The organism is Knoellia sinensis KCTC 19936, assembly GCF_000768705.1.
Taxonomy (GTDB): Bacteria; Actinomycetota; Actinomycetes; order Actinomycetales; family Dermatophilaceae; genus Knoellia; species Knoellia sinensis.
In genome coordinates this window covers 1-12,333 of sequence record NZ_AVPJ01000019.1, presented here as the reverse complement: position 1 = coordinate 12,333, position 12,333 = coordinate 1, and the positions used below count along the sequence as shown (strand labels likewise).

The 12,333-nt window shown below is 69.5% G+C and carries 14 protein-coding genes; 11 read left to right on the top strand and 3 right to left on the bottom strand.

Translation table 11 applies throughout. The features are described 5' to 3' along the window. Positions 1-26 precede the first annotated feature (26 nt). Positions 27-554, top strand: coding sequence for a DnaJ family domain-containing protein (locus N802_RS17045; protein ID WP_035918688.1), 528 nt, complete (start codon positions 27-29; stop codon positions 552-554). 9 nt (positions 555-563) lie between these two features. On the opposite strand, the gene N802_RS17040 is transcribed toward N802_RS17045, so the two are convergent. Further along, positions 564-1,130, bottom strand: coding sequence for a GNAT family N-acetyltransferase (locus N802_RS17040; RefSeq protein ID WP_035918685.1), 567 nt, complete (start codon positions 1,128-1,130; stop codon positions 564-566). A 183-nt stretch (positions 1,131-1,313) separates the two neighbouring features. On the opposite strand from N802_RS17040, the gene deoC reads away from it, so the two are divergent. The 4 genes from deoC to N802_RS17020 are packed head-to-tail and all read left to right on the top strand — an operon-like array spanning position 1,314 to position 5,320. Next, positions 1,314-2,321: a deoxyribose-phosphate aldolase gene (gene deoC / locus N802_RS17035; protein WP_156971484.1), complete on the top strand. Its 1,008-nt coding sequence runs from the start codon at positions 1,314-1,316 to the stop codon at positions 2,319-2,321. Positions 2,322-2,346: 25 nt separating this feature from the next. Beyond that, positions 2,347-3,786 carry an aldehyde dehydrogenase family protein gene (locus N802_RS17030; protein ID WP_035918681.1) on the top strand — a complete coding sequence of 480 codons (1,440 nt, stop codon included), beginning with the start codon at positions 2,347-2,349 and terminating at the stop codon, positions 3,784-3,786. An 8-nt stretch (positions 3,787-3,794) separates the two neighbouring features. Then, on the top strand, positions 3,795-4,706 hold the full coding sequence (locus N802_RS17025; RefSeq protein ID WP_035918679.1) for an aldehyde dehydrogenase family protein: 912 nt from the start codon (positions 3,795-3,797) through the stop codon (positions 4,704-4,706). Further along, positions 4,703-5,320 carry a uridine kinase family protein gene (locus N802_RS17020; protein WP_035918677.1) on the top strand — a complete coding sequence of 206 codons (618 nt, stop codon included), beginning with the start codon at positions 4,703-4,705 and terminating at the stop codon, positions 5,318-5,320. Before N802_RS17025 ends, N802_RS17020 begins: the two co-directional genes overlap by 4 nt. Here the strand turns inward: N802_RS17020 and N802_RS17015 are convergent. Next, the gene (locus N802_RS17015) at positions 5,317-6,105 is read right to left on the bottom strand and encodes a hypothetical protein (protein ID WP_156971483.1); all 789 of its coding nucleotides are present in this window, start codon (positions 6,103-6,105) and stop codon (positions 5,317-5,319) included. The two genes, N802_RS17020 and N802_RS17015, sit on opposite strands and share 4 nt — an antisense overlap. 91 nt (positions 6,106-6,196) lie before the next feature. On the opposite strand from N802_RS17015, the gene N802_RS17010 reads away from it, so the two are divergent. Genes N802_RS17010 through N802_RS16990 form a run of 5 tightly spaced genes read left to right on the top strand, consistent with a single transcriptional unit; the run spans position 6,197 to position 11,501 of the window. Further along, positions 6,197-7,369, top strand: a complete 1,173-nt coding sequence (locus N802_RS17010; protein ID WP_156971482.1) for a hypothetical protein — start codon at positions 6,197-6,199, stop codon at positions 7,367-7,369. Next, entirely contained in the window at positions 7,366-7,998 is a 633-nt protein-coding gene (locus tag N802_RS17005; RefSeq protein ID WP_035918669.1) for a DUF4129 domain-containing protein, read from the top strand. The genes N802_RS17010 and N802_RS17005 overlap by 4 nt, the downstream gene beginning before the upstream one ends. Then, positions 7,995-9,188 (top strand): DUF4350 domain-containing protein, encoded by a 1,194-nt coding sequence (locus tag N802_RS17000; protein ID WP_052110099.1) that lies wholly within the window; start codon positions 7,995-7,997, stop codon positions 9,186-9,188. The genes N802_RS17005 and N802_RS17000 overlap by 4 nt, the downstream gene beginning before the upstream one ends. Continuing rightward, positions 9,185-10,189: an AAA family ATPase gene (locus N802_RS16995; protein WP_035918666.1), complete on the top strand. Its 1,005-nt coding sequence runs from the start codon at positions 9,185-9,187 to the stop codon at positions 10,187-10,189. Before N802_RS17000 ends, N802_RS16995 begins: the two co-directional genes overlap by 4 nt. 19 nt (positions 10,190-10,208) lie before the next feature. Further along, the gene (locus tag N802_RS16990; RefSeq protein ID WP_035918665.1) at positions 10,209-11,501 is read left to right on the top strand and encodes a DUF58 domain-containing protein; all 1,293 of its coding nucleotides are present in this window, start codon (positions 10,209-10,211) and stop codon (positions 11,499-11,501) included. Between the two features lie 17 nt (positions 11,502-11,518). On the opposite strand, the gene N802_RS16985 is transcribed toward N802_RS16990, so the two are convergent. Further along, positions 11,519-11,947: a nuclear transport factor 2 family protein gene (locus N802_RS16985; protein ID WP_052110098.1), complete on the bottom strand. Its 429-nt coding sequence runs from the start codon at positions 11,945-11,947 to the stop codon at positions 11,519-11,521. 166 nt (positions 11,948-12,113) lie between these two features. Here N802_RS16985 and N802_RS21125 point away from each other — a divergent pair. Continuing rightward, positions 12,114-12,333: leucine zipper domain-containing protein (locus N802_RS21125; RefSeq protein WP_156971481.1), on the top strand; the 220-nt coding region annotated here is incomplete at its 3' end.

Below are 12,333 nucleotides of genomic sequence, written 5' to 3'. Positions count from 1 at the left end.
ACGCCAAGGGAGGGCAGACTGGGGCCATGGCGTTCCACGAATCGTGGATCGAGAAGCAGATCCGTGAGGCCCAGGAGCGGGGCGAGTTCGACAACCTGTCCGGCGCTGGGAAGCCGCTGCGCGGACTCGACGACCCGGACCCCGACTGGTGGGTCAAGAAGATGATGGCGCGCGAGGGCCTCGATGCGTCGGACGCACTTCCTCCCGTGATGCTGTTGCGTCGCGAGCGAGCCACGTTCCCGGAGTCCCTCGTCGACGTGAGGTCCGAGGAGGGGGTTCGCGAGATCCTGCGCGACTACAACGCTCGCGTCATCGAGGACCGCCGACGCCCGGCCCTCGGCAAGAACTCCCCCGTGTGGGCCGCGACGGTCGACGTCGACGAGATGGTCGAGCAGTGGCGGACCCTTCGCTCAGAACGGTTCGCGAACCGCGGGGTTGCTCCCGAACCTGTTCGATCCGGTTCAGGAGCCACCGCAGGGGTCGCGAACCGAAATGGGCAGGGAAGGCGCTGGTGGCGGCGGGTCTGGGGCGGACGGCATACGGGGAAGGCGTGAACCGGAGACTCAGGTGAGGTGGCGCGAGAACCAGGCGTGGCGCGTGACTTCGTACTCGACCTCAGGACCGTCCTCGCCAACCCAGGAACGCATGCGCGTCATCCCTGCTGACCGCATGACGCCCTGAGAGCCGACGTTGTCGCGCATCGCGTGGGCGATCACCCGTCGCAGGCAGAGGTCGTCGAAGCCGTGGGTGAGGAGAGCAAGGGCGCCTTCCGTGGCAAGTCCCTGCCGCCAGAAGCGGGTGTGCAGCCGGTAGCCGAACTCGGCGACACCGGGCGACGTCCGCCAGTCCGGCTGGTCGGATCCATGGGGCGGGGCGAGGCACCACCAGCCCACGAACGGCCGGTCGGGCTCGCCGTGCAGAAAGCCGACCCAGAAGCCGAGACCGTCGACCTGGCGACCGCGGTCAAGCCGTTGGGCGTGGGATTCACGAACCTCGTCGGCCGTGCGCGCCCTGCCCCAGACGTAGTGGGTGACCTCGGGGTCGGCGTCGAGGCCGATCTCCTCGTCGAGATGCTCGTCGGCGAGCGGGATGAGCTCGAGTCGTTCGGTGAGCACTCTCTGCTGGGGCACATCTCGATGGTGCGGTCGTTCTGAGCAGCGCGCGACCCAATTTCGCACCCGGTCGCGGCCGGTCGGGGGTTCTGTGACGGGTCGGGGCCTCCAGAACCCCCGACCCGTCACAGGACCCCCGACTCGTCGCACCCCGGGCCCTCGGAGCGAGGAACCGGCAGCATGTCGGCGCGCGGATAGACTCTGGGAGTGAGCACCACCACAGACACGGCCATTGACGCCACGGCACGGGCACGGGACCTGCTCGGCGTCACCCGACTGACCAACCAGGCCCTGACCACGTGGCTCCACGGCCTGCCCGGCGTCGACCAGGTGGGCTGCGAGGCCCGCGCCGCGGCACTCGGCACCCGCTCGATCAAGACCACGAGCAAGAAGTGGGCCATCGACCTCGCGATCTCGATGATCGACCTCACGACCCTCGAGGGTGCGGACACCCCGGGCCGCGTCCGCGGCCTCGCCGCCAAGGCCCTGGTCCCCGACCCGAGCGACCTGAGCACCCCGCGCCCGGCCGCCGTCTGCGTCTACGGCGACATGGTGGAGACCGCCAAGAAAGCCCTCGGGCCGGACTCCGGCGTCAAGGTCGCCGCCGTCGCCACCGCGTTCCCCAGCGGTCGCGCGAGCATGGCGGTCAAGCTCGCCGACACCCGTGACGCCGTCAAGGCAGGGGCAGACGAGATCGACATGGTCATCGACCGTGGTGCGTTCCTGTCCGGCGACTACCTCACGGTGTTCAACCAGATCGCCGAGGTCAAGAAGGCGTGCGGCGACGCCCGACTCAAGGTCATCATGGAGACCGGCGAACTCGTCACCTATGACAACGTCCGTCGGGCAAGCTGGCTGAGCATGCTGGCCGGCGGCGACTTCATCAAGACGAGCACCGGCAAGATCCAGCCCGCCGCCACCCTCCCTGTCACCCTGATCATGCTCGAGGCGGTCCGCGACTGGCGCGTCCTCACCGGAGAGATGGTGGGCGTCAAGCCTGCCGGGGGCATCAAGACGAGCAAGGACGCCATCAAGTTCCTCGTCACCGTGAGTGAGGTCGCCGGTGACGACTGGCTCGACAACCACTGGTTCCGCTTCGGCGCGAGCAGCCTGCTCAACGACCTGCTGCTCCAGCGCCAGCGCATGACCACGGGTGCCTACTCCGGCGCCAACTACATCGCCGACGACTCCCCCTCCACGGCCTACTGAGCACCACGAAGCAAGGACAGCACTGATGTCAAAGTTCGAGTACGCACCGGCCCCCGAGTCCCGCGCGATCGTCGACCTCCAGACGAGCTACGGCCTCTTCATCAACGGCGAGTTCGTCGACGGCAGCGGCGACGCCTTCAAGTCGATCAGCCCCGCCACCGAGGAGGTCCTCGCCGAGGTCTCCGAGGCGAGCGAAGCGGACGTCGACGCGGCAGTCAAGGCTGCGCGGACGGCATACACGCGGGTCTGGTCCAAGATGAGCGGCGCGGACCGCGGCAAGTACCTCTATCGCATCGCCCGCATCCTCCAGGAACGCGCGCGCGAGTTCGCGGTCCTCGAGAGCCTCGACAACGGCAAGCCGATCAAGGAGAGCCGCGACGTCGACATCCCGCTCGCGGCGGCGCACTTCTTCTACAACGCAGGCTGGGCCGACAAGCTCGACTTCGCCTCGCTCGGACCCAACCCGCGCCCCCACGGCGTCGTCGGCCAGATCATCCCGTGGAACTTTCCGATGCTCATGCTCGCGTGGAAGATCGCCCCGGCGCTGGCCACCGGCAACACTGTCGTCCTCAAGCCGGCCGAGACCACGCCGCTCACCGCACTCCTCTTCGCCGAGGTGTGCCAGCAGGCCGATCTGCCCCCGGGTGTCGTCAACATCGTCACCGGAGCCGGCACGACCGGTCAGGCCATCGTCGACCACACGGGCATCGACAAGCTCGCCTTCACCGGCAGCACCGGTGTCGGCAAGATGATCGCCCGCGCCATCGCCGGTACCCGCAAGAAGGCCACCCTCGAGCTCGGTGGCAAGGCCGCCAACATCGTCTTCGACGACGCCCCCATCGACCAGGCCGTCGAGGGCATCGTCAACGGCATCTTCTTCAACCAGGGCCATGTCTGCTGCGCCGGCTCCCGCCTCCTCGTGCAGGAGTCGATCGCCGACGAGGTCGACCGCCGCCTCAAGCGCCGCCTCGAGACCCTGCGCGTCGGCGACCCGCTCGACAAGAACACCGACGTCGGCGCCATCAACAGCCGCGCCCAGCTCGACCGGATCGTCGCGCTGACCGACGCCGGCGAGTCCGAGGGCGCCGAGCGCTGGGACAACGGCTGCCCGCTCCCCGACAAGGGCTTCTGGTTCAGGCCGACCGTGTTCACCGGCGTGACGCAGACGCACCGCATCGCGCGGGAGGAGATCTTCGGACCGGTCCTGTCGGTGCTCACCTTCCGCACGCCGCAGGAAGCCGTCGCCAAGGCGAACAACACGCCCTACGGCCTGTCCGCAGGCATCTGGACCGAGAAGGGCTCGCGCATCCTCTGGATGGCGGACCAGCTCAAGGCCGGTGTCGTGTGGGCCAACACGTTCAACAAGTTCGACCCGACGAGCCCGTTCGGCGGATACAAGGAGTCCGGATACGGCCGCGAGGGCGGTCGCCACGGACTCGAGCCCTACGTGAAGACCGGAGCGTGAGGCCGACCATGAGTCGCGTCGATGTCAAGAAGACCTACAAGCTCTACATCGGGGGCAAGTTCCCTCGCAGTGAGAGCGGCCGTTCCTACGAGGTGTATGCCGCACCTTCGGGCCGATCTCGTTCTGCCGCACCAAAATTCCTCGCCAACGCGGCTCTGGGTTCGCGCAAGGACGCGCGCGACGCGGTGACCGCAGCGCGAGCCGCGCAGCCCGGCTGGGCCAGCGCGACGGCATACAACCGCGGTCAGGTGCTCTATCGCGTCGCCGAGGTCATGGAGTCGCGTCGACCCCAGCTCGTGCAGGAGGTGCGTGACGCCGAGGGCCTCACGCCCGCCGCAGCCGAATCCGTTGTCTCGCAGGCGATTGACCGCTGGGTTTGGTATGCCGGGTGGTCCGACAAGTACGTCCAGGTCCTCGGCGGGCTCAACCCCGTCGCGGGTCCGTACTTCAACATCTCCGCGTCCGAACCGACCGGTGTCGTGGCGGTCCTCGCCCCCCAGGAGTCGAGCCTGCTCGGCCTCGTCTCGGTCATCGCGCCGGTCATCGTCTCGGGCAACGCCGTCGTCGTCGTGACGAGCGCCGAGCGTCCGCTGCCCGCGATCACGCTGTCCGAGTGCCTCGCCACCTCCGACGTGCCTGGTGGCGTCGTCAACATCATCACGGGCAAGGCGGCCGAGATCGCACCGTGGCTCGCCAGCCACCGTGACGTCAACGCCATCGACCTCGCCGGCGCAGCCGGAGCCGACGGAGTCGACTGGGGCGCCCTCGAGGAGGCCAGCGCCGACAACATCAAGCGGGTGCTCCGCCCGGCCGGCGATGGCGCCGATGCGGTCGAGCCCGACTGGACGCAGACCCCCGACCTGTCCCGACTCACCGCCTTCCTCGAGACCAAGACGGTCTGGCACCCCAAGGGCCGGTGAGTCCGGCCCCAACCGGCCGGGCACGCGTCGTCGTCCTGGCCGGACCGAGTGGTGCCGGGAAGTCGCGCCTGGCCGAGCGGCTGCACCTGCACCACGGCTGGCCGATCGTCCGGCTCGACGACTTCTATCGGGATCTCGATGACCCGTCGATGCCCCGCAGCGAAGAACTCGGGATGATCGACTGGGACCACCCGGCCTCGTGGAACGAGTCGGCGGCGGTGGCCTCCCTGGTCGAACTCATCGACACGGGCTCGACGTCGACACCTGTCTATGACCTGTCGCAGAGCCGAGCGGTCGGTTCGACCACGGTGACAGTTGGATCGGATGACCTCGTCCTCGCCGAGGGGATCTTCGCGGCCGAGGTCATCGCGGCCCTGCGTCAGGCCGGGATCCTGCACAGCGCCTGGTGCATCCACCACCGGCCGTTCGTGACGTTCGTGCGCCGCCTGGCTCGCGACCTCAAGGAGCGCCGCAAGCCGCCGATGGTGCTCCTGCGTCGAGGGCTGGCACTCATGCGCGACGAACCCGAGGTCGTGAGGCGTCAGGTCGCCCTCGGCGCAGTCGCCGCTCGCGCGAAGGAAGTGGAAGCCCGCTTGGCTGCCGAGTCGCGTTAGCGGGCTGGCGGGCGAGCGGGTCGGCGGAAGTCTCCCGAGCGGATTCGATCCAATACCCGGCCGGAGGCCAGTTCCGACCGCTCGAACTGGTGGGTGCGATAGAACTCCAGCAACGCGGCGACGAGGGCCGGATCCGAAGGGAGCTCGGAGGCGGGAAAGCGGGCGCTGATCCCGCCATATCCCAGGAGATCCACGGTCATACCTCCGTTCCCCACTCCGAAGCCGAGCACATCCCCCCAGCTGAACGACGTCGTCGATCCGGCGCGCAGCGTGGAAAAGCCATCACGCCTCAGCATCACGGCATCCGGAGGGCGGTGGCCCGAGAGGAATCGCGCCGCGAACCAAGTTGTCGCGAGCGCGAACCCCACAAGGATGACGATCGGGCCGACGGTCTGAGGATCGCTGTCCACGGGGCCGAGGAGCAGGATCGCACCCCCGACCACCCCCATCCACAGGAACGCCGCGGTGGCGACTTCAGCCCACCTCACCCACGGGGAACCCACCACCTCGAGCGCGTCGTCGTGGGCACGAACCCGCAGCTTTCCGCGCTTGGTCGGCAGCGCGCCCATGAGGAATGTTCCTCCGACCAGGACCATGAGCAGGGTGAGCGCGACGAACATGACCGCCCACGTCGGCTGGTCGGTCTGCATCGCCACCATGCTCATCCCCACGCCGGCCAAGGCGCCGGTGCCGATACCTCCGACGACGAGCACGGGACCCACTCGTGGCTGCGGCCCGCTGTCCAGCGTGACCTCCACGACGTCAGCGGCCGTTGTCGAAGACACTCCCCCGATGTTCACCCGAGCAACCCTATGGGAGTGCAACAGGTCTCTCGGTTAGGGTTTCGACAGTCAACGCCACGGGGAGAAGCACAGCATGAGCGAGCAGGGTTGGACCGCCCCCGGAGGCACGTCTGGGCTTCCTGAGCAGGACCCGTATGCCGGCCGCCCCGGTCCCGCTCCTGCGGCACCTCCGGTCCCGCCCCAGTACGCACCGGGGTATCCAGCGGGCCCGGTGCCGGGCAACGCCCCTGGCTACCCGCCTGGCTATCCCCAGCAGGCCATGCGCATGGACTTCCGGCCCGGAATCATTCCGCTCCGCCCGCTGAAGATGGATGACGTCTTCGGTGGCGTCTTCCGGGCCGTTCGCGGCAACGTCGGGGCCACGGTCGGTCTCGCCGCCCTGACCTCGATGCTGTTCCTCGTGCCGTTCACGGCGCTGGGCGCGTGGGTGTCGAGCCAGGAACCATCGGTCTCGATCGAGGATTCGGTCGCGGCCGGAACCTCGTCAGGGATGTTCGGCACCCTCGGCTCGATGCTCCCCTCGATCGGGTCGTGGTTCTCCACCATCCTGCTCGCCGGCTTCCTCGCCTACGTCATCGGCCAGGCCGTTCTCGGTCGCAAGGTCACGGCGGGTGAGACGTGGAACGGCACGAAGCCGCGCATCGGTGCCTTGATCGTGGCCACGCTGCTGAACTCGGCGATCATCATCCTGTCGATGGCCGCCATCATCACCCTGCCCATCGTGCTGCTCGTCGCCGCCGACCGTTCCGGCAGCGACGGAATGATGGTCGCCGGAGTCATCGCCATCATCGTCGGCGTCGTGCTCGCGATTGCAGCGTTGCTGTTCCTCTGGACGCGTCTGGCGTTCGTGACCTCCTCGGTGGTCCTTGAGCACCTCCGCGTCGGCAAGGCCTTCGCCCGCTCCTGGCAACTCACCGGTGGGTCGCCGTTCTGGCGGCTGCTCGGTATCCGCCTGCTCGCCGCCATTGCCATCGGCATCGTCGCTTCGCTCATCACCGCCCCGCTCGCCATCATCGGCATGGCGCTGCTGTTCACCGGCATCCCGCTCGACCAGGTCTACATCTGGCAGGCCGTCATCACCGGCGTCAGCGGCGTCATCGGTGGTGCCATCACCACACCGATCACGGCCGGGCTCGACGCCCTGCTCTATGTCGACCAGCGCATCCGCCGCGAGGGTCTCGACATGCACCTCATCCAGACCGCCCAGGGCGCAGCCCCGCCACCCTGGCCTCGCGCTGACGCATGACCCCGCTCGACACACCCCCGCTCGACCCGTCGCGCAGTGAGGGCCGACGCTGGCTCGAGGACGAACTCGCCAAGGCGAAGTACGACGTCGAGCCGAGCCTCTGGGACCGCTTCGTCGAATGGCTCCTCGGGCTGTTCGACACAACCGGCCCCGGGCTTCCCGGCTGGGTCTTCGGCCTCGTGCTCGTGCTCGCCCTGGCACTCGTGGCCCTGATCGCGGGGGCACTCCTCCGGCCCGAGGCACGGGCGAGACGGACCGCGACCGACCACGGAGTCCTCGATGAACGAGGAGTCGACGCGACGGCATACCGCAATCGCGCGAAACGTGCTCTGCGAGAACGGGACTGGGACACAGCGGTTCTCGACGGCTATCGCGCCATCGTCGCGTCCTCGGTGGAACGGACGATCCTTGACGAGCTGCCAGGGCGGACCGCCCACGAGGCCTCCCTTGAGCTGTCCCGCGCTTTCCCCGCGGACGGCGCCGGGGTGCGAGCGGGTGCCGACCGCTTCGATGCCGTGCGCTACGGCCACGACGCGGCCAGCGAGGAGGACGCGCGCGCCATGCTCGCGCTCGACGACCGCTTGGGCGCCAGTCGGCCCGATCTTGCATCGGCCGGGGGTGCCGCGTGAACACGATCTCTCGCTGGCGCCGCACCGGTGTCTGGGCGCTCGTGATCGCCATGGGGGTCGCCGCACTGGCTGCGATCGCGATCGCGACGACGCCTCCAGGCGACGCCATGGACCCCGAGGGCCTGGGACCCGGTGGTGGCGCAGCACTGGTCGCCGTCCTCGAACAGAACGGTGTGGACGTCGAGACCTTCGACTCCATCGACGGCGTGCGCGACGCGCTCCGTGAGCAGGACGACGACACCACCGTGGTCGTCGCCAACACGAGCAACCTAGGGACCGGATCGGCAGCGACCCTGCGCCAGGAAGCCTTGGGCGTGGACCGGATGGTGGTCCTCTCCCCCACCACCGCGCAGCTGCGGGCGCTGCGCGCCGACGCGACCGCGCTGCCCATCGGAGCGGCCGTGCAGGTCGACAGCCGGTGCAACATCGGCCCGGTCGATGAAGGCGACTCCCTCATCGGTATCGACAAGCGCTACGAGCCCGGGGGCGGGGCGGAGGACGTCACCACCTGCTTCCCCCTGACGATCCAGTCCGCTGACGGGGACGCCGAGGGCGAAGGCGCGGGCGAGCACGGCGCCGGGCTCCTCGACCTGCCCTCCACGTCGGGACACCCGGACCTGACCATCGTCGGAAGCACGGCCGGCTTCTCCAACGGTGTCATCACCGAGGAGGACAACGCGGCGATCGCCCTGCGGCTGTTGGGCGGGTCGCCGCGCCTCGTCTGGTACCAGCCCGACATCGCCGACCTCGTGGACGGCGGGTCGGGCGAGGATGCCGGACTTCTGCCTGCGTGGCTTCTGCCGTCGCTTGCCCTCGTCGCCATGGGTCTGGTCATGCTGGCCCTGATCCGCGGCCGCCGTCTCGGTCGGCTCGTGCGCGAACCCCTGCCCGTCGTCGTCCGAGCCGTCGAGACGACCGAGGCGCGCGGGCGCCTCTACCGTCGCGCCCAGGATCGCCCCCGAGCCGCTGCGGTGCTCCGCCTCGCCACCATCGACCGTTTGCGAGCGCGCCTCGGACTGCGACGCGGAGACTCGCTCGAGACCGTGGCGCGTGCCATCGCGGCCGCCACCGGTCGACCCGTCCGCGAGGTGCTCGATCTCGTCGCCGGCCCCCCACCCACTGATGACGCCGCACTCGTGCGGCTCGCCCAGGACCTGTCCGACCTCGAGGAGAAGGCTCACCGCCCATGACCGAGAACCCCGTCACCCAGACCACACCGACGCCCGCGCCGCAGCCCGTCGCCCCCGAGGCCCGCGACGCGCTCCTGCGCGTGCGCGCCGAGGTCGCGAAGGCCGTCGTCGGGCAGGACGCCGCCGTCACCGGGCTGCTCGTTGCCCTCCTGTCGCGCGGGCACATCCTTCTCGAGGGCGTACCGGGTGTCGCGAAGACGCTGCTCGTCCGGTCGCTGTCACAGGCGCTCGACGTGCAGACCAAGCGGGTTCAGTTCACCCCGGACCTCATGCCCGGTGACCTCACAGGGTCGCTGATCTTCGACGCCCGCACGAGTGACTTCACCTTCCGCCACGGGCCGGTCTTCACCAACATCCTGCTCGCCGACGAGATCAACCGGACGCCCCCCAAGACGCAGTCGGCCCTGCTCGAGGCCATGGAGGAGCGGCAGGTGAGCATCGACGGTGCACCGCACCCGCTCCCCGCGCCGTTCATGGTCGCGGCGACGCAGAACCCGGTCGAGTACGAAGGCACCTATCCGCTCCCCGAGGCCCAGCTCGACCGGTTCCTCCTCAAGGTGACCCTGCCCCTCCCGCCCCGCGCCGACGAGGTCGCAGTCCTGCGCCGGCACGCCGACGGGTTCGACCCGCGCGACCTCGGTACGGCCGGGTTGTCCCCGGTGGCCTCCGCTGCCGATCTCGAGGCCGGCGCCCACGCGGTCCGGCAGGTCGAGGTCAGCGACGACATCGCGGCCTACATCGTCGACATCGCCCGCGCGACCCGTCATTCGCCGTCGCTGTCGCTGGGCGTGAGCCCTCGTGGTGCCACGGCCCTCATGGCGACCTCGCGCGCCTGGGCCTGGCTCAACGGTCGGGGCTACGTGACGCCGGACGACGTCAAGGCGCTCGCCCACGCGACTCTGGCGCACCGACTCTCACTGCGTCCCGAGGCCGAGCTCGAGGGCGTCGACGTCTCCGCCGTCCTCGACAGCGCGCTCGGGTCCGTGCCCGTCCCCCGCTGAGCAGGCGACGCGACACACCATGGCCCTGACCTCGCGAGCCCTCTGGCTCGTCCTCCTCGGCATCGTCCCGGTCGTGCTTCGGCCCGCCGCGTCGACGGTGTGGCTGTGGCTGCTGCTGTGCGCGGTCGTCGTGGCGGTGGACGTGTGGCTCGCACCCTCCCCGCGGACCCTTGGGGTCGATCGCTCGGTCCCCGTGCAGGTGCGGCTCGGTGAGTCCGTCTCGTCCGCCCTCCTCGTGACCAACCCCGGTCGCCGGCGTGCGTCCGGAATCCTGCGCGACGCCTGGCCGCCGTCGGCGGGAGCGGCGGACACACGGCATACGCTCCGTCTTTCGGGCGGCGAGCGCACGCGCGTGACGACGCAACTCACGCCGACACGACGCGGCGACCGGGTCGCGGACCGCGTGACCGTCCGGCTCCGGGGACCGCTCGGCGTCGCCGCAAGGCAGGCGTCGCTCGAGGTCCCTGGACGAGTGCGGGTGCTCCACCCCTTCCCGTCGAGGCAGCACATCCCGAGCCGGCTCGCCGTCCTCCGTCAGCTCGATGGGCGCGCCGCGATGCGAGTGCGCGGGCAGGGGACGGAATTCGACTCGCTGAGGGACTATGTCGAGGGCGACGACGTGCGCTCGATCGACTGGCGCGCCACCGCTCGTCGCCGCGACCTCGTGGTGCGGACGTGGCAGCCCGAGCAGCACCGGCGCATCATCATCGTGCTCGACACCTCGCGCACCAGCGCCGGGCGCATCGACGACGCTCCCCGGCTCGACTCGGGCATGGACGCTGCCCTCTTCCTCACCGCCATCGCCGGTCACGCGCGCGACCGCGTGCATGTCATCGCCGGCGACCGAGTGGTGCGGGCACACGTGTCCGGCCACGACCGGGTGGGTGTGCTCCACGACGCGATCTCTGAACTGGCACCCGTGGATGCCCAGCTCGTCGAGGCGGATTGGCGGCTTATGGCTGCCGAGGTGCAGCGCTCGGGCACACAGCGCGCGCTCGTCGTGCTCATCACCCCGCTCGAGTCGTCCGCTCTGGAGGAGGGGCTGTTGCCCGTGCTCCCGGCGCTGGCAGCGCGCCACCGAGTGGTCATCGCGTCGGTCGCGGACCCGGCCGTCGACCGGTTGCGGCGTGGCCGAGGAACGGCTTCGGACGTGTATGCCGCTGCCGCCGCCGAGCGGACCGTCGCCCTGCGCGAGCGCACGGCTGGGGCGTTCCGGTCGCTGGGGGTCGACGTGCTCGACGAGACGCCGGACCGGTTGCCGTTGGCGCTGGTCGACCACTACCTCGCGCTCAAGCGCCAAGGCCTCCTCTGAGCCTTTGTGCGCGCGGCTCAGTCCTCGAGCTGTGGTCGGTGGCCTGACGACGCTTCGACGGCGTCGTTGATGTCGGCGCCGCCCTGCTCGACGAGTTCCACGAAGAGCCGGCCGCTGACGATGAGTCCGTCCCGCACCGTGAACTGGGTGATCCCGCGCATGTCGAACGGCTCGCCCTGCTCGGTCGTGCCCCACCAGTGACACTCGCTCCAGACGACGTCCCCGTCCTGGACCGAGGCCGAGATCTCGGCGCGCATGTCCGGGATCCCCGTGAGGAGCGCGCCCCAGTTCGCCTTCATCTGCGCCCGGCCGCCGAAGCCGCGGGCGGGGTGGAAGGGCTGTTCGCTCTGGTAGTCCTCGTGGAACAGCGCCGCCAGACCCTCGAGATCGTGAGCGTTGGTCCGCTCAGCGATCTGCGTGATGACCTCGACTGCAGTTGCTGTCATGACCCGCTCCCTGTCTGCGCTATCCCGCTACACCAGCGTCCCACGCTCCCCTCGCAACGTCAGCGTCAACGGCTCTTCTAGCAACCTGTGAAGGCTCACGACATCGCGGACACTTTATGTCTCAGGACATCGCGGACACCTGATCTGTCAGGCCTGATGCTCAGGTATGGCAAAGGATGGGGTTGCGATGCCGCCGGATGTAGCGGCTTTGGTTGCGCGGTTCGTGCAGGGAGAGTGTTTCAACGTCAGGGTGGCGGTTGCTGGTGTGGGGATCTCGACCTCGTCCTTCTACAAGTACGTCGACCGGTTCCGGTCCGAAGGGGTCGAAGGGTTGTACCCGCGGTCGCGGCGACCACTGACGTCCCCGACCGCGATCAGCGTCGAAC

Coding starts and splice junctions, on each gene's coding strand:
- N802_RS17045 (WP_035918688.1), top strand. CDS start 27: ATGGCGTTCCACGAATCGTGGATCGAGAAGCAGATCCGTGAGGCCCAG.
- N802_RS17030 (WP_035918681.1), top strand. CDS start 2,347: ATGTCAAAGTTCGAGTACGCACCGGCCCCCGAGTCCCGCGCGATCGTC.
- N802_RS17025 (WP_035918679.1), top strand. CDS start 3,795: ATGAGTCGCGTCGATGTCAAGAAGACCTACAAGCTCTACATCGGGGGC.
- N802_RS17010 (WP_156971482.1), top strand. CDS start 6,197: ATGAGCGAGCAGGGTTGGACCGCCCCCGGAGGCACGTCTGGGCTTCCT.
- N802_RS17005 (WP_035918669.1), top strand. CDS start 7,366: ATGACCCCGCTCGACACACCCCCGCTCGACCCGTCGCGCAGTGAGGGC.
- N802_RS16995 (WP_035918666.1), top strand. CDS start 9,185: ATGACCGAGAACCCCGTCACCCAGACCACACCGACGCCCGCGCCGCAG.
- N802_RS16990 (WP_035918665.1), top strand. CDS start 10,209: ATGGCCCTGACCTCGCGAGCCCTCTGGCTCGTCCTCCTCGGCATCGTC.
- N802_RS16985 (WP_052110098.1), bottom strand. CDS start 11,947: ATGACAGCAACTGCAGTCGAGGTCATCACGCAGATCGCTGAGCGGACC.